Annotated in this window: 22 protein-coding genes; 21 read left to right on the top strand and 1 reads right to left on the bottom strand. The window is 71.0% G+C overall.

Annotated elements, in window-relative coordinates; all coding sequences use genetic code 11:
• Window positions 1-201: 201 nt before the first annotated feature.
• Window positions 202-1107, bottom strand: a complete 906-nt coding sequence (locus ACZ4SW_RS33365; protein WP_468252762.1) for a hypothetical protein — start codon at window positions 1105-1107, stop codon at window positions 202-204.
• Window positions 1108-1450: 343 nt separating this feature from the next.
• Between ACZ4SW_RS33365 and ACZ4SW_RS33360 the strand changes: the two genes are divergently transcribed.
• The 21 genes from ACZ4SW_RS33360 (at window position 1451) to ACZ4SW_RS33260 (ending at window position 22346) form a co-directional block, all read left to right on the top strand.
• Window positions 1451-2725 carry an MFS transporter gene (locus ACZ4SW_RS33360; protein ID WP_468252761.1) on the top strand — a complete coding sequence of 425 codons (1275 nt, stop codon included), beginning with the start codon at window positions 1451-1453 and terminating at the stop codon, window positions 2723-2725.
• A 160-nt stretch (window positions 2726-2885) separates the two neighbouring features.
• Window positions 2886-3545 (top strand): TetR/AcrR family transcriptional regulator, encoded by a 660-nt coding sequence (locus tag ACZ4SW_RS33355; protein WP_468252760.1) that lies wholly within the window; start codon window positions 2886-2888, stop codon window positions 3543-3545.
• A gap of 38 nt (window positions 3546-3583) precedes the next feature.
• On the top strand, window positions 3584-5149 hold the full coding sequence (locus ACZ4SW_RS33350) for an acyl-CoA carboxylase subunit beta (RefSeq protein ID WP_468252758.1): 1566 nt from the start codon (window positions 3584-3586) through the stop codon (window positions 5147-5149).
• A gap of 231 nt (window positions 5150-5380) precedes the next feature.
• On the top strand, window positions 5381-5710 hold the full coding sequence (locus tag ACZ4SW_RS33345) for a TcmI family type II polyketide cyclase (RefSeq protein ID WP_468252757.1): 330 nt from the start codon (window positions 5381-5383) through the stop codon (window positions 5708-5710).
• Window positions 5707-6978 (top strand): beta-ketoacyl-[acyl-carrier-protein] synthase family protein, encoded by a 1272-nt coding sequence (locus tag ACZ4SW_RS33340; RefSeq protein WP_468252755.1) that lies wholly within the window; start codon window positions 5707-5709, stop codon window positions 6976-6978. Before ACZ4SW_RS33345 ends, ACZ4SW_RS33340 begins: the two co-directional genes overlap by 4 nt.
• Window positions 6975-8189, top strand: a complete 1215-nt coding sequence (locus ACZ4SW_RS33335; protein WP_468252754.1) for a ketosynthase chain-length factor — start codon at window positions 6975-6977, stop codon at window positions 8187-8189. The genes ACZ4SW_RS33340 and ACZ4SW_RS33335 overlap by 4 nt, the downstream gene beginning before the upstream one ends.
• 37 nt (window positions 8190-8226) lie before the next feature.
• Entirely contained in the window at window positions 8227-8490 is a 264-nt protein-coding gene (locus ACZ4SW_RS33330; protein ID WP_468252753.1) for an acyl carrier protein, read from the top strand.
• Between the two features lie 108 nt (window positions 8491-8598).
• A complete protein-coding gene (gene fabG / locus ACZ4SW_RS33325; RefSeq protein WP_468252751.1) occupies window positions 8599-9384 on the top strand; it encodes a 3-oxoacyl-ACP reductase FabG in 786 nt (261 codons plus the stop codon).
• Window positions 9385-9405: 21 nt separating this feature from the next.
• Window positions 9406-10341, top strand: coding sequence for an aromatase/cyclase (locus ACZ4SW_RS33320; protein ID WP_468252750.1), 936 nt, complete (start codon window positions 9406-9408; stop codon window positions 10339-10341).
• Window positions 10322-11212: a 4'-phosphopantetheinyl transferase family protein gene (locus ACZ4SW_RS33315; protein WP_468252748.1), complete on the top strand. Its 891-nt coding sequence runs from the start codon at window positions 10322-10324 to the stop codon at window positions 11210-11212. Before ACZ4SW_RS33320 ends, ACZ4SW_RS33315 begins: the two co-directional genes overlap by 20 nt.
• Entirely contained in the window at window positions 11167-12645 is a 1479-nt protein-coding gene (locus ACZ4SW_RS33310; RefSeq protein WP_468252747.1) for an FAD-dependent monooxygenase, read from the top strand. Before ACZ4SW_RS33315 ends, ACZ4SW_RS33310 begins: the two co-directional genes overlap by 46 nt.
• Window positions 12645-14624: an SDR family oxidoreductase gene (locus ACZ4SW_RS33305; protein WP_468252745.1), complete on the top strand. Its 1980-nt coding sequence runs from the start codon at window positions 12645-12647 to the stop codon at window positions 14622-14624. Before ACZ4SW_RS33310 ends, ACZ4SW_RS33305 begins: the two co-directional genes overlap by 1 nt.
• A gap of 40 nt (window positions 14625-14664) precedes the next feature.
• Window positions 14665-15429: an SDR family oxidoreductase gene (locus ACZ4SW_RS33300; RefSeq protein ID WP_468252744.1), complete on the top strand. Its 765-nt coding sequence runs from the start codon at window positions 14665-14667 to the stop codon at window positions 15427-15429.
• Complete coding sequence (locus tag ACZ4SW_RS33295; protein ID WP_468252743.1) at window positions 15426-16637, top strand: MFS transporter; 1212 nt, start codon at window positions 15426-15428, stop codon at window positions 16635-16637. The genes ACZ4SW_RS33300 and ACZ4SW_RS33295 overlap by 4 nt, the downstream gene beginning before the upstream one ends.
• Before the next feature lie 44 nt (window positions 16638-16681).
• Window positions 16682-17713, top strand: a complete 1032-nt coding sequence (locus tag ACZ4SW_RS33290) for a methyltransferase (RefSeq protein ID WP_468252741.1) — start codon at window positions 16682-16684, stop codon at window positions 17711-17713.
• Window positions 17714-17736: 23 nt separating this feature from the next.
• Window positions 17737-18417: a hypothetical protein gene (locus ACZ4SW_RS33285; RefSeq protein WP_468252740.1), complete on the top strand. Its 681-nt coding sequence runs from the start codon at window positions 17737-17739 to the stop codon at window positions 18415-18417.
• Window positions 18418-18453: 36 nt separating this feature from the next.
• A complete protein-coding gene (locus ACZ4SW_RS33280) occupies window positions 18454-19368 on the top strand; it encodes an LLM class flavin-dependent oxidoreductase (protein WP_468252738.1) in 915 nt (304 codons plus the stop codon).
• A gap of 52 nt (window positions 19369-19420) precedes the next feature.
• Entirely contained in the window at window positions 19421-20188 is a 768-nt protein-coding gene (locus ACZ4SW_RS33275) for an SDR family NAD(P)-dependent oxidoreductase (RefSeq protein ID WP_468252737.1), read from the top strand.
• Between the two features lie 10 nt (window positions 20189-20198).
• Window positions 20199-20885: an antibiotic biosynthesis monooxygenase gene (locus ACZ4SW_RS33270; RefSeq protein ID WP_468252735.1), complete on the top strand. Its 687-nt coding sequence runs from the start codon at window positions 20199-20201 to the stop codon at window positions 20883-20885.
• A 1-nt stretch (window position 20886) separates the two neighbouring features.
• Window positions 20887-21675, top strand: coding sequence for an SDR family oxidoreductase (locus ACZ4SW_RS33265; RefSeq protein ID WP_468252733.1), 789 nt, complete (start codon window positions 20887-20889; stop codon window positions 21673-21675).
• An 89-nt stretch (window positions 21676-21764) separates the two neighbouring features.
• Window positions 21765-22346, top strand: coding sequence for an NADPH-dependent FMN reductase (locus ACZ4SW_RS33260; protein WP_468252732.1), 582 nt, complete (start codon window positions 21765-21767; stop codon window positions 22344-22346).
• The last annotated feature ends 11 nt before the right edge of the window (window positions 22347-22357 follow it).

Raw genomic sequence — 22357 nt, 5'->3', positions numbered from 1 at the left:
CAGCCCCTCAACGCGCACAAGGCCGGCACCATCAAGGGCCTGACCGCCGAGGTCGGCGCCTCCATCACCTCCGGCGCCGCCATCTGCGAGATCAACGACTGAACCTCGCTCCTCCGTACGGCGAAGGGCTCCCGGCACATCGCCGGGAGCCCTTCGCCGTACGGAGGAGCACACCTCCACGACGTGAGTCGTCGGTCGGTCCTATGCCGCACTCGCTCGGTGCTTGAACGTCTCGTAGACGTCCGCGGCGTGGTAGTAGGTCCGTCCGGAACGGCTGCGGCGGCGCCACTTCTCCGTGCTGGCATGCCGGTAGACGCTGCCCGGCGACATGGCCCACAGCCGGGCTATGTCGGCGGCGGTCACCCAGCGCACCGCCTGCGAGGCGTCGACGGAGCCGGGCCGGTCCTCCGCGTCCGTCCCGGCCGGGACGGTCCCTTCGGTGGTCTCCGGGCCGGCCGGAGCCCATGCGGCGGCTGCGCCGATCCGGCGGCTGAGCTGCAGCCACTCGTGCCCGAACCAGCGGTGGGAGGGGTTCGCGGTGCACGTGATCGCGGCGGGCAACTGGGGCTGTCGGGCCCTTACGACAGCGGTGAGCCCGCCGGAGCAGCCCGGCTCCACGCAGTCGCCTATCGGTATGCGCCGGCTCCTCGTGGGATCGATCACGCTGTGCGCCCTGCGTACCAACTGCGCCACCTCGGCGGAGACGTCACCCGCGGCGTCGTGTGCCGCGAGCCAGTCGCTGTGCCGGATGAGGAACTGTGCGAGCGGGCCGACCGCACGCCGCGGACCGGCCAGGCCCCGCTCGTCCAGGACCATGGTCGCCCAGGAGCTGAGCACTCCCAGGATCGAGGAACGCACGTCGGCCGCACAGGAGTTGAACGGCATGCCGGGCAGCGGGCCGCCGGAGGTCCGCTCCACGCTCCGCTCGCTTCCCCCGCCGAGGTGCCTCGCGCATTCCTCGTACAGCTCGGGCAGCCGACTCAGGTCACGCACCAGGTGGTCGTGGCACGTCCGGCACAGCCGGGTGCCGGGCGCGGCGAGGCGCCGGGCCTGGCCGTCGGCCGCACGACGGGCGCAGCCGCTTCCGGAACAGGCTGTCGTCACCACGGACACACGGACTCTCCCCTGGATCACCGAAACTCCTACGTGTGGTCGCCTACGGACTCTGGAACGCTATTTCCGCAATTCTCGCGGCGGCAAGAGCAGGAAGACATCACCTGTGATTCGCGACGGAATTCGATGAGTTCTCGGATGTACTTTTCGAATGTCTGACGTACAGGCGTGTCCGGCCGCGAAATGACTTATCCCTGACAAGGATTTGCCGTGATCTGACATTGCATTCCTTGACCGGCGGGCCGGGGTCGAAGAAGCTTTGAGGCAGAGTCCCCCGCCGTGTGCCGATCAGCCACTCGCACTCGTTGCGGCAGAGACCGACGAACCCAAGGACGAGATGAGATCTCCCCTCGCCAGTACGTTCCAGTCCCTGACGATTCGCAACTTCCGGCTCTTCGCGGCAGGACAACTCGTCTCCGTGGCCGGCACCTGGATGATGGTCGTCGCACAGGACTGGCTCGTGCTCTCCCTGACCGGCGACTCCGGGACGGCCCTCGGCGTGGTGACCGCCCTGCAGTTCGCGCCCCTGCTGCTGCTCACCCTCTACGCGGGCGGCCTCGCCGACCGTCACGACAAACGGCGGCTGCTCATGGCCGCGAACCTCGCCTCCGGCGCCCTGTCCCTGCTCCTCGGCGTCCTCGTGCTGACCGGTGGAGCCGCACTGTGGCACGTCTGTCTCTTCGCCCTCGGGCTCGGCGTGGTGAGCGCGGTGGAAGTGCCCACCCGGATGTCCTTCGTCAGCGAACTCGTCGGCGCGGACCTGCTGCCGAACGCATCCGCGCTCAGCGCGGCCTACTTCAACTCCGCACGCGTCGTCGGCCCCGCGCTCGCCGGCCTGCTGATCGGCTGGTTCGGCACGGGCACCGTGATGCTCCTCAACGCGGTGAGCTATCTGGCGACGGTCGTCGCCCTGCGGGTGATGCGCCCGGCGGAGCTGCACCGCGCCGGCAGGCGTCCCCCTCGGGCCCCCGTCATGGACGGCGTACGGCACATGGCGACCCGTCCCGACCTGTTGCTGCCCATGATCCTGGTGGCCGTCGTCGGCATGCTGGGCTTCAACTTCCAGCTCACGCTGCCCCTGCTCGCCAAGACGGTCTTCCGTGCGAAGGCCTCCGGCTTCGGTCTGCTCACCACGGCCTTCGCGGCGGGTTCGCTGCTCGCGGCGCTGGTGACCACGCGCCGCCGCGGCCGGCCCCGGGCCGGCCTCGTCATCGGCTCGGCCCTCGGGTTCGGTGCCCTGGAGACCTCTGCCGGGCTCGCCCCGACCTACACGCTCGCCGTGGTCCTGCTGCTGGGCACCGGTTTCGGTTCCCTCTACTTCGCGCAGGCCGCGAACCACCGCATCCAGCTCGGCACCGACCCCGCCTACCGAGGCCGGGTCATGGCCCTCTACACCGTCGTCTTCCAGGGCACCACACCTCTGGGCTCGCTCCTGGTCGGCGCCCTCAGCGAACGCTACGGCGCCCGGTCCGGTCTCCTGACCGGCGGCGCGGCCACGCTCCTCACCGCGACCGCCGTGCTCCTCGTCCATCTTCGCGCTCACTTCACGACCGCGCGCACCGAGGGGTACGAGGGCCGCCGCTCCCGGCGCTCCGAGGAGCCGGCCCGATGACGCGGCCGTCCGCCTGACAGCCGCTCACCCGCCCACCGCGGCCGCACCCGCACGCCCTCCGGACCACCACCCGCGGGCCGGACCCGCACACCCATCAGATCCGCACACCCATCAGATCCGCACACCCATCAGATCCGCACGCCAGACGGAGGAACACCACATGGCCATCCAGCAAGCGACGATCACGCGCCCCGTGACCGGATCGGCGGAGGAACGCCGGGACGTCGTTCGGGCGGCACGTGCCGTCTTCGCCCGTGAGGGCTGGACCCACACCGGCGTCTCGGACATCGCCCTGGAGAGCGGCCTCGACGAGGCCACCGTCACGCACTACTTCCAGGACAAGGAGCGCCTCCTGCTCACCGTCCTGCTGGAGGGCGCCGCCTCGGTGGCCGCCGCGCTGACGGTCATCGCCGAGAACCACCTCGCCGAGATCACCGACCTGGAGAAGGACCTGATCGCGCTGGGCCACGCCTGGCTGACCCCGCTGGCCGCCTTCCCCGAGCACTTCGCCATCGTCCGCCACCTCGGCGCGGAGATCGCCACATGGCCGGCCGGCGTGGTCGAGATGTGGCGGACCGCCGGCCCCCGGCAGGCCACCCGCGAACTGGCCCGCCGCCTCGAGCGCGTCGCCGACCGGGGACTGCTCGCCTTCGACGACTCCGACCACGCCGCCGAGCGCTTCATCCAGCTCGTCGCGGGCGGCGTCGTCCAGCGCTCCTTCCACGGGGCCCTGCCGCTGGCCGACTTCGAGACGGAGGCGCTCGTCGCAGCCGGTGTCGCGGACTTCATCCGGCTGTACCGGCCCGGAACCGGCCGCTGACACGACGAATCCGACGACCCACGGAGGTGGGGAACACCATGGCCACACCGCACGACTCGATCCAGTCCCGGATCGACGAGCTGACCGAGATCAAGGAGGCGGCCCGGCTCGGCCCGGACCCGGCGGCCACCGAACGCCAGCACCGCAAGGGCAAGCTGACGGCTCACGAGCGGATCGCCCTGCTCCTGGACAAGGGCTCGTTCAACGAGGTGGAGCCCCTGCGCCGGCACCGGGCCACCGGGTTCGGCCTGGAGCACAAGAAGCCGTACAGCGACGGTGTGGTGACCGGCTGGGGAACCGTCCACGGCCGCACCGTCTTCGTCTACGCGCACGACTTCCGGATCTTCGGCGGCGCGCTCGGCGAGGCCCACGCCCAGAAGATCCACAAGATCATGGACCTGGCCGAGGCGGCGGGCGCCCCGCTGGTCTCGCTCAACGACGGGGCCGGTGCCCGCATCCAGGAGGGCGTCACCGCGCTCGCCGGCTACGGCGGCATCTTCCAGCGGAACACCCGCTGCTCCGGAGTCATCCCGCAGATCTCCGTGATGCTCGGTCCGTGTGCGGGCGGCGCCGCCTACTCCCCGGCGCTGACCGACTTCGTCTTCATGGTCCGCGAGACCAGCCAGATGTTCATCACCGGCCCCGACGTCGTCAAGGCGGTGACCGGCGAGGAGATCACCCAGAACGGCCTCGGCGGCGCCGACGTCCACTCCACCACCTCGGGCGTCTCGCACTTCGCCTACGACAACGAGGAGGAGTGCATCGAGGACGTCCGCTACCTGCTCTCGCTGCTGCCCGCCAACAACCGTGAGCTGTCGCCCGTCGAGCGCTCCGGCGACCCCGTCGACCGGCTCAACGACGCGCTGCTGGACCTGGTCCCGGCCGCCGCCGGGCAGGCCTACGACATCCGCAAGGTCATCGAGGAAGTCGTCGACGACGGCGAGTACTTCGAGGTCCACCCGCTGTGGGCGACGAACATCGTCTGTGCGTTCGCCCGGCTCGACGGGCACGTCGTCGGAGTCGTCGCCAACCAGCCCGCCGCCATGGCCGGCGTACTGGACATCGACGCCTCCGAAAAGGGCGCCCGCTTCGTGCAGTTCTGCGACGCCTTCAACATCCCCCTGGTCACGCTGGTCGACGTGCCCGGCTTCCTGCCCGGCGTGGACCAGGAGCACGACGGCATCATCCGGCGCGGCGCCAAGCTGCTGTACGCGTACTGCAACGCCACCGTTCCGCGCATCTCGCTGGTGCTGCGCAAGGCGTACGGCGGCGCGTACATCGTCATGGACTCCCGGTCCATCGGCGCCGACCTGGCCCTGGCGTGGCCGACCAACGAGATCGCGGTCATGGGCGCCGAGGGAGCCGCGGGCGTCATCTTCCGCCGCGAGATCAACGCCGCGGAGGACCCCGACGCCGTACGCCGACAGCGCATCGAGGAGTACAAGAACGAGCTCATGCACCCGTACTACGCGGCCGAGCGCGGACTGATCGACGACGTCATCGACCCGCGGGAGACCCGCTCGGTACTGATCCGCTCCCTAGAGATGCTGCGCGCCAAGCACGCGGACCTGCCCTCGCGGAAGCACGGCAACGCCCCGCAGTGACGTCCCTGTACTTCTGCACCTGGATTTGTAGTAATTCCCCTTGAAATACGGGGAGTTGCCGAAGAAGATGGATGTCAGAGTCCGGCGCTCTGTCACAGCGCCCTCTTTCCTTCCGACTCCGTCCGGTTCCGGCCCTCTTGCTGTCGGACCGTCGACGTGACGTGAGACCTCCAATCCGCCGTACGGCTTCGTATGCCCTTTTCGGGACTGGACAACTTGGAGACGAAACGTATGCACAGCAATTTGATTGTGGCCCGGATGGCCCCTGCCGATCACGCCCAGGTGGCCGATCTCTTCCGGGCTTTCGACGCCACTGAGATGCCGCACCTGATGGGCACCCGCCGGCGTGAGCTCTTCCACTACCGCGGGCTGTACTTCCACCTCCAGGACTTCGACACGGACAACGGTGGACGGCAGATCGAGGAAGCCAAGACGGACCCGCGCTTCATCCGGATCAGCGAGGACCTGAAGCCGTTCATCGAGGCGTACGACCCGGCGACCTGGCGCTCGCCGGCCGACGCCATGGCGACCCGCTTCTACCACTGGGAGGCGGGGTCGTGAGCGACCGGCGCGTTGTCATCACGGGCCTGGACGTGCTGGCCCCCGGTGGGGTGGGCAGCGACGCGTTCTGGTCCCTGCTGAGCGAGGGCCGCACGGCCACGCGCGGCATCACCTTCTTCGACCCGTCGCCGTTCCGCTCCCGGGTCGCGGCCGAGATCGACTTCGATGCGGAGGCGCACGGACTGAGCCCGCAGGAGATCCGGCGGATGGACCGTGCCGGCCAGTTCGCCGTGGTCGCCGCGCGGGGCGCCGTCACGGACAGCGGGCTGGACCTGGCGGAGCACGCCCCGCACCGCGTCGGCGTCACCGTCGGCACGGCGGTCGGCGCGACCATGGGGCTCGACGAGGAGTACCGGGTCGTCAGCGACGGCGGGCGGCTGAACCTGGTCGACCACCGGTACGCGGTCCCGCATCTCTACAACCACCTGGTGCCCAGTTCCTTCGCGGCCGAAGTGGCCTGGGCCGTGGGCGCCGAGGGCGCCAACGCGGTGGTGTCCACGGGCTGCACGTCCGGCATCGACTCCATCGGATACGCCATCGAGCTGATCCGCGAGGGGTCCGCCGACGTCATGGTCGCGGGCGCCACCGACGCCCCGATCTCGCCGATCACGATGGCGTGCTTCGACGCGATCCGTGCGACCACCCCGCGGCACGACGAACCGGAGCGCGCCTCCCGTCCGTTCGACAGCACCCGCAACGGGTTCGTCCTCGGCGAGGGTTCGGCCTTCTTCGTGCTGGAGGAGCTGGAGAGCGCCCGCCGGCGGGGCGCCCGGATCTACGCGGAGATCGCCGGCTACGCGACGCGCAGCAACGCCTACCACATGACCGGGCTCCGCCCCGACGGCGCGGAGATGGCCGAGGCCATCCGTGTCGCGCTCGACGAGGCGAGGATGAACCCGGAAGAGATCGACTACATCAACGCGCACGGTTCCGGTACGAAGCAGAACGACCGGCACGAGACCGCCGCGTTCAAGAAGAGCCTCGGCAGCCACGCGTACGACACGCCGGTCAGCTCCATCAAGTCCATGGTCGGCCACTCCCTCGGTGCCATCGGTGCCATCGAGATCGCCGCGTCGACCCTGGCGATGACGCACAACGTGGTGCCGCCCACGGCGAACCTTCACGAACCCGACCCCGAATGCGATCTCGACTATGTGCCCATCACCGCCCGCGAACACAGGACGGACGCCGTGCTGACCGTGGGCAGTGGCTTTGGAGGTTTCCAGAGCGCCATGGTGCTGGCCCGCCCGGAAAGGACCGCCGCATGAGCGCCCCAGTCGTGGTGACCGGCCTTGGCGTGGTCGCGCCCAACGGCCTCGGTGCCGAGGAATACTGGTCGGCGGCCCGCATCGGCAAGAGCGGGATCGGGCGGCTGTCCCGGTTCGACCCCACGCAGTACCCGGCCCGACTGGCCGGCGAGATCCACGGCTTCGAGGCCGAGGAGCACCTGCCGAGCCGGCTGCTGCCGCAGACCGACCGCATGACCCGGCTGGCGCTCGTCGCCGCGGACTGGGCGCTCGCGGACGCCGGGGTGCGTCCGCAGGACCTGCCCGCCTTCGACATGGGCGTGGTCACCTCCAGCGCGTCCGGCGGCTTCGAGTTCGGCCAGCGCGAGCTGGAACGGCTGTGGAGCCAGGGCAGCGAGTACGTCAGCGCCTACCAGTCCTTCGCCTGGTTCTACGCGGTCAACAGCGGCCAGATCTCCATCCGGCACGGCATGAAGGGCCCCAGCGGCGTCGTCGTCAGCGAGCAGGCCGGCGGCCTGGACTCCGTCGCCCAGGCCCGCCGCCAGGTCCGCAAGGGCACGCCGCTCGTCGTCTCCGGCGCCGTGGACGCCTCCCTGTGCCCGTGGGGGTGGGTGGCCCAGATGACGAGCGGCCGGGTCAGCACCCGGGACGACCCGGCCAGTGCCTACCTGCCCTTCGACCACAGGGCGTCGGGACACGTACCGGGCGAGGGCGGCGCCATCCTCATCCTGGAGCGAGAGGACTTCGCCCGTGCCCGCGGCGCGAAGGTGTACGGGGAGATCGCCGGCTACGGCGCCACGTTCGACCCGAAGCCCGGCAGCGGGCGTCCCCCCACGCTGCGCAGGGCGATCGAGACCGCCCTGGCCGACGCCGGTGCCGATGCCCGTGACGTGGACGTGGTCTTCGCCGACGGTGCGGCCGTCCCGGAGCTGGACAGGATCGAGGCCGACGCCCTGAACGAGGTGTTCGGCCGCGGGCAGGTGCCCGTCACCGTCCCCAAGACGATGACCGGAGCCCTGTATTCCGCCGCCGGCGCGCTCGACATCGCGACGGTCCTCCTCGCGATGGAGGAGGGCCTGATCCCGCCCACCATGAACACCGAGCCGGCCGAGGAGTACGGCCTGGACCTCGTCGTCGGCCACCCGCGCACCACCGAGGTGCGCACCGCGCTGGTGCTGGCGCGTGGCCAGGGAGGTTTCAACTCCGCACTCGTCGTCCGCTCCGCCGACTGACCCACCCGAATCGAAGCCGAACCGAAAAGGAACCGCCATGGCCGAGCAGGCATTCACCCTCGACGACCTCCGCCGCATCCTGATCGAGGCGGCGGGCGCCGACGAGTCCTACAACCTGGACGGGGACATCCTCGACACCGACTTCGAGGAGCTGGGCTACGAGTCGCTGGCCCTGCTGGAGACCGGTGGCCGCATAGAGCGCGAATACGGCATCTCGCTCGACGAGGAGGTGCTGAGCATCGCGAACACCCCGCGCTTGCTCATCGACACCGTCAACGAAGGTCTCGCCTCCCTGGTGTGATCCACGGTCCGACCCCGGCATCCGCCGGGCGGTGCGCTGCCACCGCCCGGCGGTCCCCGTTTTCCGCAGCACTCGCACCCCCACAACCGACCACTGGAGACGACAGACATGCCAGATCAGGACAAGCGGGTCGCTCTCGTCACCGGAGCCACCAGCGGGATCGGCCTCGCCACCGCCCGGCTCCTGGCCGAGCAGGGCCACAGGGTGTTCATCGGCGCGCGCAACGCCGACAACGTCGCAGCGACCGTCAAGGAACTGCGTGACGAGGGCCTGGAGGTCGACGGCACGACCGTCGACGTCCGTTCGCCCGACGACGTCCGGGCCTTCGTCAAGGCCGCGGTCACCGCGTTCGGGACCATCGACGTGCTGGTCAACAACGCGGGCCGCAGCGGCGGCGGCGTCACGGCCGACATCGAGGACGAGCTGTGGGCGGACGTCATCGAGACCAACCTCAACAGCGTCTTCCGCCTGACCCGCGAGGTGCTCAACGCCGGCGGCATGCGGCACAAGGACCGCGGCCGGATCATCAACATCGCCTCCACCGCGGGCAAGCAGGGCGTGGTGCTCGGCGCGCCGTACTCGGCCTCCAAGCACGGCGTCGTCGGCTTCACCAAGGCGCTCGGCAACGAGCTCGCGCCCACCGGGATCACCGTCAACGCGGTGTGCCCCGGTTACGTGGAGACCCCCATGGCCCAGCGCGTCCGGCAGGGCTACGCGGCCGCGTACGACACCAGCGAGGCCGCCATCCTCGAGAAGTTCCAGGCCAAGATCCCGCTCGGCCGGTACTCCACCCCCGAGGAGGTGGCCGGCCTCGTGGGCTACCTGGCCTCCGACACGGCGGCCTCCATCACCGCCCAGGCGCTCAACGTCTGCGGCGGACTGGGCAACTTCTGACGACCTCGAGGAGAGACGACCATGACCATCCGTGAGGTCGAACACGAGATCACCGCGAACGCGCCCGCACAGACGGTGTTCCGGCTGATCGCCGAGGTGGAGAACTGGCCGCGGATCTTCCCGCCGACCATCCACGTCGAGCACGTCGAACGCGGCGAGCGCGACGAGCGCATCCAGATCTGGGCGACCGCCAACGGCGAGCCCAAGAACTGGACGTCGCGCCGCACCCTGGACCCGGAGAACCTGCGGATCGACTTCCGCCAGGAGGTGTCCACGCCGCCGGTGGCGGCCATGGGCGGCGCCTGGATCATCGAGCCGGTCTCGGCGACCGAGTCGCGGATCCGGCTGCTGCACGACTACCGGGCGGTGGACGACGATCCCGGCCACCTCGCCTGGATCGACGAGGCGGTCGACCGCAACTCGCGCGCGGAGCTGGCCGCCCTGCGCACCAACGTCGAACGCGCCCACGCCGAGGCCGAACTCACCTTCTCCTTCGAGGACTCCGTCGACATCGCCGGAGCGGCCAAGGACGTCTACGACTTCATCAACGAGGCGCACCTGTGGTCCGAGCGGCTGCCGCACGTCGCCACGGTGCGGCTGACCGAGGACACCCCCGGCCTGCAGACCCTGGAGATGGACACCCGCGCCCAGGACGGCTCCGTCCACACCACCAAGTCGTACCGGGTGACGTTCCCGCACCACAAGATCGCCTACAAGCAGGTGACCCTCCCGGCGCTCATGACGCTGCACACCGGGTACTGGACGTTCACCGAGACCGAGACCGGCGTCAGGGCTTCCTCGCAGCACACGGTGACGCTCAACACCGAGAACATCGCCCGGATCCTGGGCGAGGACGCCACCGTCGCCGACGCCCGCGCGTACGTGCACAACGCGCTGAGCACCAACAGCAAGGCCACGCTCGGCCACGCGAAAGCCCATGCCGAGGCGAGGCGCTGACGACGGTGGTGCACGACGGGCGGTCGAGCACCCGCGGCGCCCTCTGATCCCGCTGCTCCGCGAGGCACCGGAACTCTCGCTCTGGCTGCTGCGCTCACCGTCTCCGGGCAGCGCCGCCGCGGCCCGGCTGGCGGTGAGCGAGCTCGACGCCGACGAAGTGCGCCGGGCCGAGCTGTTCGTGCGGCCCAAGGACCGCGTGCAGTACCTGTCGGCGCACATCGCGCTGCGCCGGATCCTCGCCGCCTCCACGGGCTACCCGCCAGGGCTGTTGCGCCTGGGCCGGGAACCCGGCACGGCCCGCTCGCTCCGCACGAGCCGGCCCGTTCTGCGGCATCCGCCCGTACCGGTCCACTTCTCGCTCTCGCACAGTCACGGGCTGATCCTCATCGGTACGGCGGCCACGGCCGTCGGCGTGGACGTGCAGCGCACGCCGACGATCGAGGCGGTGCAGGTATGCGGACCCGCTCTGCATCCGGCGGAGTGGCGTGAACTCCTTGTCCTTCCCGAAGCGCGACGACCGGCGGCCTTCGCGCAGCTGTGGACCCGCAAGGAGGCGTACCTGAAGGGCCTGGGCACGGGCCTGGGCCGCAGACCCGGCCTCGACTACCTGGGCGTCGGTACCGACGCCGACGCCCCGCCCGGCCCGCCCGGCTGGATCGTCCGGGACGTGCCGGCCGGGCCCCATCACGCTGCCGCCGCCGCCCTGGCCGTTCCCGCGGAACCGCTCATCACGCTGCGCACGCTGCCGGTGGCGTGCCTGTACGACGGCGAAGCGGGACTGCCACTGTCCGCGGCTCCGCTAATGGCTCTGAGAAGGAGAGGTTCATGGACGCTTCGGTGGTCGTTGTTGGAGCGGGACCCGCCGGGCTGATGCTCGCCGGGGAGCTCCGTCTGGCGGGGATCGACGTCACGGTGCTCGAACGGCATCCCCGCCGCACCGGCGAGTCCCGGGGGATCGGCCTGACCATCGGCACCATGGAGGTGTTCGACCAGCGCGGACTCCTCCGCAGGCTCGGTGAGTACGAGACCGGCGGCATGGGTCACTTCGGTGGCCTGCCGCTGGACATGAGCGTCCTCGGGGCGGTGCACGAGGCGGCCCGCACCGTCCCGCAGTCGGTGACCGAGGAGGCCCTCGAGTCCTGGGCCGGCGAACTCGGCGCCGACATACGGCGCGGGCACGAGTTCGTCGCGTACGACGACACGGGCGACGGCGTGACGGTCACCGTGCGCCACTCGGGCGGTGAGGAGCGGCTGCGGGCCCGTTATCTCGTGGGCTGCGACGGCGGACGCAGCGCGGTGCGCAAGGCGGCCGGGTTCGACTTCCCCGGCACCGCCGCCACGACCGAGATGCTGCTGGCCGATCTGCGCGGTGTCGAGCTGGAGCCGCGCATGACCGGCCGGCACGTCGGCGGCGGCTTCGTGATGGTCGCGAAGCTGGCCGGCGGGATCCACCGGATCATCGTCGGGGAGCACGGGATCCCGCCGCAGCGGCGCACCGAGCCCCCGGCCTTCGCCGAAGTGGCCGACCTGTGGAAACGGCTCACGGGCGGCGACATCTCGCATGCCGAGCCGGTCTGGATCAGCGCCTTCGGCAACGCCACACGGCAGGTCACCGAGTACCGGCGGGGCCGGGTCCTGCTGGCGGGCGACTCCGCCCATGTGCATCTGCCCGCGGGCGGCCAGGGCATGAACACCAGCGTCCAGGACTCGCACAACCTCGGCTGGAAACTCGCCGCGGTGCTGCGCGGCGACGCCCCCGAGGAACTGCTCGACACCTACCACACCGAGCGCCACGAGGTGGGCAAGGGACTCCTCGCCAACACACGCGCCCAGAGCCTGCTGGTGCTGGGCGGCGAGGAGGCACAGCCACTGCGCGACATCCTGTCCGAGCTGATCCGCTACCCCGACGTCGCCCGCCACCTGGCGGCCAAGGTCAGCGGCCTGGACATCCGTTACGACGTCGGCGGCGGCACCAACCCGCTGCTCGGGCGGCGGCTCCCGCACCTGCCGGTCACGACGTCGCGCGGCCGGACCAGCAGCACCGAACTCCTGCGCACCGGACGCGGTGTGCTCCTCGACCTCGACGACAACGCCGTGCTCCGCCGCCGCGCCCACGCCTGGCGGGACCGCGTCGACATCGTGACCGCGACCGCGGACCCGGTCCCGGAGGACGGCCCCCTGGCGGGGACCGCCGCGGTGCTGCTGCGCCCGGACGGCTACGTCGCCTGGGCCGCCCCCGGCAGCCACGGGGACCTGAACTCCGCACTGACCCGCTGGTTCGGGCCGGCCCTGGGGCAGCGCTGATGGCACGGCACGAACACGACACGGATGTCGTCGTCGTCGGCGCCGGGCCCGTCGGACTGTTCCTCGCGGCCGAGTTGCGGGCAGGCGGTGCGCGCGCCGTCGTGGTGGAGCGGCTGACGGAGCCGAGCGGTGAATCACGGGCCTCCATCCTGCACGCGCGGACCATGGAGATCTTCGCCGACCGCGGGTTCCTGCCCCGGCTCGGCGAGCTGCCGGCGGTGGGCGTCGGCCACTTCGGCGGCCTGCGCCTCGATCTCGCCGAGGCCGACCCGGACCATCCGTTCGCCGGACAGTGGGAGTGCCTGCAGCACCACCTGGAGGCCGAACTCCAGACGTATGCGCTCGACCTGGGCGCCGAGATCCGGCGCGGGCACACGGTGACCGGGCTGCGGCAGACCGGCGACGGGGTCCGCGTCGAGGTGCGCGGGCCGGACGGCGGGACGTACGCGCTCACGGCCGGCTACGTCGCCGGCTGCGACGGCGAGCACAGCACCGTACGCGAACTCGGCGGCTTCGAGTTCGCCGGACGCGACGCCGACAAGGTGATGCTGCGCGCCGACATCGCGGGCATAGAGATCGACAACCGGCGCCTTCAGCGGTTCGGCGGCGGGATCGCCACCGCCTACCGCAGGCCCGACGGCACCACCCGGCTCATGATCCACCGGTTCGGCGCGCAGCCGTCCGGCGACGTCACCTTCGAGCAGGTCGTCGAGGCCTGGGCCGCCGTGACGGGCGAGGACATCAGCCACGGGCGGGCGCTGTGGCTCAACCGGTTCGACAACGCCTCCCGCCAGGCCACCGAGTACCGCAGAGGCCGGGTGCTGCTCGCCGGCGACGCCGCGCACACCCAGATGCCCGTCGGCGGGCAGGCCGTCAACCTCGGTCTCCAGGACGCGGCCGACCTCGGCCCGAAGCTCGCCCGGGTGGCCACCGGACGCGCCCGGCCCGAACTGCTCGACTCCTACCACGCCGAGCGCCATCCGGTCGGGGCGCGCACGCTGGCCAACATCCAGGCACAGGCCCACCTGCTGTTCGGCACCGACGAGGTCACCGCGCTGCGCGACGTCTTCGGCGAGCTGCTGGAGTCCGCCGCGGTCCGCCGGCACCTCGCACGCATGATCAGCGGCCTCGACGTACCGGAACAGCCCCGGCCGGACAACCCGCCGAAGCCCCGGCCGCCCCTCTCGCACACCCACCTACCCGGAAGGTCAACCGTGGACAGGCTCACCGACAAGACGGCCCTCGTGACCGGCTCCAGCCGCGGCATCGGCAGGGCGACGGCGCTCCGTCTCGCCCGCGAGGGCGCGCTGGTCGCGGTGCACTACACGGCCAACGAAGCGGCGGCCGACGACACCGTCGAGCTCATCGAGAAGGAGGGCGGCAGCGCCTTCAAGGTCCGTGCGGAACTCGGCGTCCCCGGCGATGTGCACGAGCTGTTCCTGGGCCTCGAACGGGGCCTGAAGGAGCGCATCGGCGAGACCCGCCTCGACATCCTGGTCAACAACGCCGCCGTCACCTCGACGGGTTCGGCGCCGGAGGACCTCACCCCCGAGGAGTTCGACCGCTACTTCGCCGTGAACGCCAAAGCACCGTACTTCATCGTGCAGCGCGCCCTGGAAGTGATGCCGAGCGGCGGCCGCATCATCAACATCAGCACGGGCGTCACCCGCACCTCCGTCCCCGACCAGGTGGCCTACGCCATGACCAAGGGCGCGGTGGAGCAGCTCACCTTCCAGCTCGCCCGCATCCTCGCGCCGCGCGGCATCACGATCAACAGCGTCGCACCGGGCATCACCAACAACGGCGGCGCGATCTTCGACAACCCGGAGGCGGTCCGGGCGATGGCCCGGTTCTCGGCCTTCAACCGGGTCGGTGAGCCCGGCGACGTGGCCGACGTCATCACCTTCCTGGCGACCGACGAGGCCCGCTGGATCACCGGCGCCTTCATCGACGCCACCGGCGGCACCCTGCTCGGCTGAGCCGTCGACGTTCCGACCCGACCAGTGTGAGAGGGAATCAATGCCCACTGAGACCGCGCGCATCGCCGTAGTCACCGGGGCCAACAAGGGCATCGGCCGCGAGATCGTCCGGCAGCTCGCCGAACGCGGCCTGGCCGTCTATCTGGGAGCCCGCGACGAGAAGCGTGGCCGTGCAGCCGAGAGCTCCCTGCGCGCCGACGGCCTGGATGTGAGGTTCCTGCACCTCGACGTCACGGACGAGACATCCGTCGCGCTCGCCGCCAAACGGCTGAAGGAGGAGGCGGGGGTCGTGCACGTCCTGGTCAACAACGCCGGCATCGGCGGCCCCATGCAGCCGCCCAGCGAGACCCCCGCCGAGCAGGTGCGCACCGTCTACGAGACCAACGTGTTCGGCGTCATCACGGTGACCAACGCCCTGCTGCCCCTGCTGCGCCGGGCCCCGTCCGCCCGGATCGTCAACGTCAGCAGCGCGATCGGCTCACTGTCGGCGGCCGCCGAGAACCTCGACCCGACGGGGGTGCACCCGCCCGGCGAGTTCCCGGTCATGCTCTCGTACGCCACGTCCAAGAGCGCGCTCAACGCGGTCACCCTGACGTACGCCAACGAACTGCGCGGCACCGGCATCCTCGTCAACGCGGCCTCGCCGGGTTTCGTGGCCACCGACATCAACGGACACAACGGCGTTCTCACCCCCGAGCAGGGCGCGCGCATCCCCGTACTGCTCGCGACCCTCGACGACGACGGCCCCACCGCGACCTTCCTGGGTGAGGACGGAACCCCCGAGGGGCAGGTGCTGCCCTGGTGACCGGCACCCTCGTCGACACCCCCGCGACGCGGGAGCGCTGGGAAGTCCGGCAGTGGGCCCGGCTGCTGGTGCTGTCCGGCAACATGCTGCTGGACGCCGTCGAGGTGTCCGTCGTCCTCATCGCCCTGCCCACGATCGCCGACCGGTTCGGCCTGACGCCGTGGGGCGCCCAGTGGCTGATGAGCGGCTTCGCCCTCGGCTTCGCCGCACTGCTGCTGCTCGGGCCGGCCCTCGCCGCCCGCATCGGACGACGACGCAGCTACCTGGGCGCCATGCTGCTGTTCGGCCTGGCCTCCGTGGCAGGCGGACTCGTCGGCGGCCCGGCGCTGCTCGTCCTGGTCCGGGCGGTCAAGGGCTGCTGCGCGGCCCTGACGGCGCCGACCGGACTGGCCATCATCAACGACCTGTTCCCCGAAGGGCCGCAGCGGCGGCGGGCGTTGTCGGTCTACTCGCTGTTCGGCGCGGCCGGCTTCACCGCCGGACTGCTGCTCGCGGGCGCGTTGCTGGAGACCGGCTGGCGCTGGGTCTTCGTCTTCCCCGCGCCGGTCGCCCTGGTCCTGCTGCTGTGCGGCCTGTACGTCCTGCCGCGAGAGCAGGGCGGCAGCCCGCCGCGGCCGCCGCGCCTCGCCCTGCTGAAGCGCGGCCCGCTGCTGCGCTCCGCGGTGGGCGCCGCCTCGCTCAACGGCACCTACCAGGCGCTGCTGGTGCTGATCGTCTTCCAGATGCGGCAGGAGTTCGGCTGGTCCGCCTGGCGGGCCGCGCTGGCCCTGCTGCCCGCCTGCGTCCCACTGGCGCTGACCGTGCCCTTCGCCGGCCGGTTCATCGCCCGGTACGGCACCCGCCGGCTGATCACCCTCGGCGCGCTCTTCCCGCTCCTCGGCTACGGCCTCTACCTGGCCCGGCCGGACGGCAGCGGCTATGCGCTGGGCATGCTGCCGACCCTGCTGCTGGTCGAGGCCGGCTTCTGCTGTGCGTTCGTCGCCCTGAACGCGCAGGCGGCGGCGGAATTCGACGCGGAGGACCGGGGCCCGGCCGTGTCGCTGTACCAGACCTGCGTCCAGCTCGGCGCCGGAGTGCTCCTGCCGCTGGTCGCGCTCCTCATGACCCACGGCGACGGCCTCCGCCCGGCGCTGGCGCTCATCACGGCGGTCGGAGCGCTCGGCCTCGTCGCCGCGCTCGCGCGCCGCCCGGTCCGTTCCGGTCCGTGACCCACGTTCCCACCCGTTCCTCACCACACGGAGGCTCACCGAAAATGGCCGTCGAATCACCCGAGAGCACCCCGAACCCCGGTCCGATCATGGGCCTGATCCTCGGCTCCTGGCAGTCCCGGATGCTGCTGGCAGCCGTCGAGCACGACATCTTCACCGAACTGTCCAAGGGCGCGGCGACGTCCGACGAACTCGCCGACCGGATCGGCCTGGTGCAACTCGGCACCAAGGACCTGCTCTCCGGCCTCGCCCACCTCGGCCTGCTGGAGGTGACGGACGGCAAGTTCACCAACTCCGCCGTCAGCGACCACTTCCTGGTCCGGGGCCGCCCCGCGTACCTCGGCGGCTACCTGCACTTCTGCGAGCAGGAGCTGAACCCCGCGTGGAACGGCCTCGCCGCCTCGCTGCGCACCGGCAGGCCGCAGAACCAGGCCGCGGTCATCGGAAACCCGTACGACACGCTGTACGCGGACGCCGACGCCACGGACGGCTTCCTGGACAGCATGGACCTGCTCAACGCGCCGATCGCCGGCGCCATGAGCGGTTTCGACTGGAGCGGTTACACCTCCTTCGTCGACATCGGCGGGGCGCGCGGCAACTTCGCGCACCAGGTGGTCACCCACAACCCCCACCTGAAGGGCGCCGTCTTCGACCTGCCGCCCCTGGAGCCGGCTTTCAAGAGGCACATGGAGCGGCTCGGCGAGACCGCCTCGCCGATCGCCTTCCACGGCGGTGACTTCTTCAAGGACGACCTCCCCGCGGCGGACGTGCTGGTCTTCGGTCACGTGCTGCACAACTGGGGCGTCCAGGACCGCATCACGCTGCTGAAGCGGGCCTACGACGCGCTGAAGCCGGGCGGCGCGGTGTTCGTCTACGACCCCATGGCCGGTGGCCAGCAGCCGTCGATGCACGGCGCCCTGGCCGGGCTCACCATGCTCGTCTGGTCCCGCGGCGGCCACGAGTACACCGCCGACGAACTGCACGGCTGGCTGCGCGAGGCGGGCTTCTGGCCCGAGACCGTCGAGGTCGAGGGCCTGCACGACGACGTCCTGGTCATCGGGCGCAAGGCCGAGTGACCCACGAGAACGAGGAGTCGACGATGCCCACCACCTCCGACGTCCGGCCGGTCATCGGCCGCCCGGACGTCACCGCCGCACTGGTAGAGGAAGTCGTCACCGGCGACCCAGGACGCCTTCAGGCCGCCGCGGCCGCGGTCCTGCGGCACTGGGAGTCCGCCGAGTGGCCCACCGGCCTGGTGGCCCTGTCCCTGTTCACCGGCACCGACGGCACGTCGCTGCTGACCTACGCGCAGTGGTCGTCGGACGGCGGAGCCGAAGAGGCCCTGCGGAAGGCCTTCGACGCGCTGCGGCCCGACTGGCGGGCGCTGGGCTTCGCCCCGGGCGAGCCCCGGACGTTCCGGCTGTACCGCAGGGTCCAGCCCACCGTACTGCCGGACCCGCTGCCGCCCGTCGGGTGCTACCCCGCCGCGTTCTTCTCCATGAACGACGGCGACACGGCGCGCGCCTGGGTCGACGGGCTGCTCGGCACCGAGGAGAAGACGGTCGGCGAGGACCGGGCGTACCCGGGGGCGATCGCCGCCAACTTCCACGTCTCGGCCGACGACACGGGGATCTTCCTGCTGTCCGAGTGGGCCTCCGAGGCCGAGGCGCTGGTGCACATCAAGGCTGAGATCGAACCGCTCCTGGAATACATGGGACAGGCCGAGGCCGGAGCGGGCCGCCGCTACACCTTCCACGCGACCGTCTCCGCGACCGGCTGAGGCGACAGGACACCGAACGAACTGAAGGGCAGCACATTGTCCACACGCGAAGTCGTCTTCGGCTTCGGTGCGCACAGCACCATCCAGGAAGCACCGGAGCTGCTCGGCATGGCGCAACTGGCCGACCGCGAAGGGCTCGACCTCTTCTCCCTGTCGGACCACCCCTACATCGGGGAGCGTCTGGACGCGTACGCCACCGTCGGGTTCGTCATCGGACGGACCCGGCGCCTGGCCGGATTCGCGAACGTCAGCAACGTGCCGTTGCGGCCTCCCGCCATGCTGGCGCGGACGGTGACGACGCTGTCCGCGCTCTCCGGCGGCCGTGTCGTGCTCGGCTTCGGCGCCGGCGGGCTGTGGCAGCGGATCGCCGACATGGGCCGGGAGCCGCTCACGCCCGGCGAGGCCGTGGAGGCCTTCGAGGAGGCGATCGTCCTCATCAAGAAGCTGTCGGGCGGAGGGCCCCCGGTCACCTTCCGCGGCCGTCACCACCAGGTCAACCAGATCGACCCCGCCCCGGTGCCCGCGCCCCCGGTGTGGACCGGCTCGGTGGGCCGGAAGTCCCTGGCCGCCACCGGCCGGGTCGCCGACGGCTGGATCCCCGGCCACGCGGCGGACTGGCTCAGCCAGCGCTACCGGGCGTCGCGGCCGGTCATCGACGAGGCGGCGGCGGCCGTGGGCCGTGACCCGCGGGAGGTCCGCACCATCTTCAACTTCCCCGGCCGGATCACCGACCAGCCGCTGCCCGCCACCCGCGACCGGGACGGCCGCTGGATCGGCGGCAACGTCGACCAGTGGGTCGAGGAACTGACCGGCGCGGTCCTCGAACACGGGGCGTCGGGCTTCATGCTCTTCTCGCCCCGCGGCGGCACACCGGACGTCGCCTCCCTCGGCCGCTGGGCCGGCGAGATCGTCCCGGCGATCCGCGAGGCCGTCGCGAAGCACCACCGCTAGAGATCTTCTTCCCGATCCGCATTCCGCATTCCCAGATCCCGAAGGGTCATCCATGAGCAGGCTGAAGAACAAGACGGCGCTCGTCACCGGCGCCAGCCGGGGCATCGGGCGCGGCATCGCGCTGCGCCTGGCACAGGACGGTGCCGTCGTCGCCGTGAACTACTCGAACAACGAGACCGCGGCGAAGGAGACGGTGGCCCTCATCGAGGAGGCGGGCGGCCGTGCCTTCACCGTGCAGGCACAGCTCGGTACGCCCGGCGCGGTGGAGCAGTTGCTGGCCGGTGTGGAGGCCGGCCTGGTCGAGCACACCGGCGCCGCGACGCTGGACATCCTGGTGAACAACGCCGCCGCCACCGGATTCGCGGGTGCAGGTCCGAGCTCGGTCACCGAGGAGATCCTCGACAACTGCTACAACATCAACGCCAAGGCGCCGTTCCTGCTCATCCAGAAGGCGCTGGAGCTGATCCCCGACGGCGGCCACATCGTCAACGTCTCGTCCGGGGTCACGCACTCCGCCTTCCCGATCCAGATCGCCTACGCGATGAGCAAGGCCGCCCTGGAGCAGATCACGCTGCACATGGCCCCGGTCCTCGCGCCCCGGAACATCACCATCAACACCGTGGCCCCCGGCATCACGAACAACGGCGACCCCGTGTTCGACGACCCCGAGGCGGTCCAGCAGATGGCCGCCCTGTCGGTGTTCAACCGGGTCGGCGAGGTCTCCGAGGTCGCCGACATCGTCGCGTTCGTCGCTTCCGACGAGGCCCGGTGGATCACGGGCGCGTTCATCGACGCCACCGGCGGCACCCTACTCGGCTGAGGAGCCCCGCATGCAGAACGAGATGCAGTCGGCGGTGGGTTTCGCCCACGCCAAGCCGGAGAAGGCGGCGGAGCTGGGTGCGCTCCTCGTCGACTTCGCCGAACGGTCGCGGACCGAGGAGGGCTGCCTGGGTAGCTGGATCAACCAGGACGCGAACGACCCGCACCTCTTCGTCTTCTACGAGATCTGGGCGACCCGCAAGGACCTGGCCCGCCACCTCGCCCAGCCGTACATGAAGGAGTTCCTGGCCGGCCGGGCGGAGTACCTGCAGAAGGAGCTGGAGGTGCGCCAGTTGCACCTCACCGGCCCCTCTCCCGAGCCCGCCGAGCCCACCGAGCCCGCCGACCCGGCGGAGATGAACCAGCGGTACCTGGACGCCTACGCCGCGCGTGACGTCGACGCGATCATGGCGGTGTACGCGCCGGATGCCGCGGCGGTCTGGGAGCCCGGCAAGGCGGTCAGCGGCGCCGAACACCGGGAGGCCGTCGCCGAGTTCCTCAAGCGGGAGCCGAAGCTGTCGGCCAAGGTCAGCGAGAGCTACATCGTCGGCGACACCGCCGCGCTCGTCGTCGACTGGAGCATCGAGGTGCCGGGAGCTCCCGAGATGACCGGCACCGGGCGCGGGCTCGACGTCCTGAAGAAGAACGCCAGGGGCGAGTGGCGCTACATCATCACCAACCCGTTCGGGAGCCTGTGACATGAAGATACAAGGCAGTGTCGCGGTGGTCACCGGAGCCGCGAGCGGCATCGGCAAGGCGATCGCGGAACAGCTCAGTCTCGCCGGCGCCCGCGGGGTCGTCGTGTCCGACATCGACGCCGAGGGCGCCGAGAAGGTGGCCGCCGGGATCGGCGCGGGCGCGCTGGCGGTGCAGGCCGACGTCGGCGACGAGGCGTCCGTGCAGGCACTCGTCGCGCGCGCCCGGGAGCGGTTCGGCGAGGTCGACATCTTCGTCTCGAACGCGGGCCTCACCGTGACGGGCAGCTTCGACGCGCCGGACGAGGACTGGAAGCGCGCGATGATCGTCAACATGATGTCGCACGTGTACGCAGCGCGTGCGGTGCTCCCGGCGATGCTGGAGGCCGGCCGCGGCCATCTGCTGCAGACGATCGCCGCCTGCGGAGTCCTCACCGCGTTCGGTGCGGCGCCCTACGCGGTCGCCAAGCAGGGCGCTGTGGCGTTCGCCGAGTACCTCGCCGTCGAGTACGGGGACCGGGGCATCGGCGTCTCCTGTCTGCTGCCCCAGGCGGTCAACACCCCGATGCTGGCCGCCAGCGTCAGCAGCAACGAGCAGCTCGCCCTGCTGAAGGAGAACTCCGAGGTGCTGGAGCCCGAGCAGGTGGCGCAGGCCGCCCTCGCCGGCATCGAGGAGAACCGGATGCACATCTTCACGCACAAGGGATCGGCCGACTCCTTCCGCCTGCGCGCCGACGACGCCGACAAGTGGGTGGCACAGATGCGCGCGATCCGCAGCGGTGGCCGCCCCTGACACCTGACCGGGCCGACCGTCACCGCGGGTGCGGGGCGCGTGCGACGCGCCCCGCACCCGTCTGTCGCTTCTCCACAGGAAGGAAAGTCATGTCCGAGGAAAAACTGCGGCTGGCCGTGATCATCGGTTCCTCCCGGGAGGGACGCACCGGCCCGGCCGTCGCGCGCTGGTTCGTCGAGGAGGCCGAGTCCTGTGCGATGTACGACGTCGACGTCATGGACCTGGCCGAGGTGGAACTGCCGCTGTCCCTGACGCAGGACTCCAGTGGCGCATCGGCCGAGGTGCTCGCCGGCGTCGGCGGACGCCTCGGGGCCGCGGACGCGTTCGTCGTGATCACTCCGGAGTACAACCACAGCTTCACCGCCCCGATGAAGAACCTGATCGACTGGCACCGCACCCAGTGGCAGGCCAAGCCGATCGGCTTCGTCTCCTACGGCGGGCTCTCCGGCGGCCTGCGGGCCGTGGAGCAGCTCCGCCAGGTGTTCGCCGAGCTGCACGCGACCACGATCCGGGACACGGTGAGCTTCCACGGCGTGTGGCAGTACATCGGTGAGGACGGTTCGCTCCGCGCGCCGGACGCCGCGGTCCCCGCGAAGGTCATGCTCGAGAAGCTCCATTGGTGGGCGGCCGCGCTCAGGGACGCCCGCACCCGGCGCCCGTACGCCGCCTGAGGGGAAGCGTC

It is taken from the genome of Streptomyces sp. NPDC028331, from assembly GCF_055565775.1.
The sequence above is the reverse complement of the archived record's forward strand: the minus strand, read 5'-3'. Positions and strand labels throughout refer to the sequence as shown.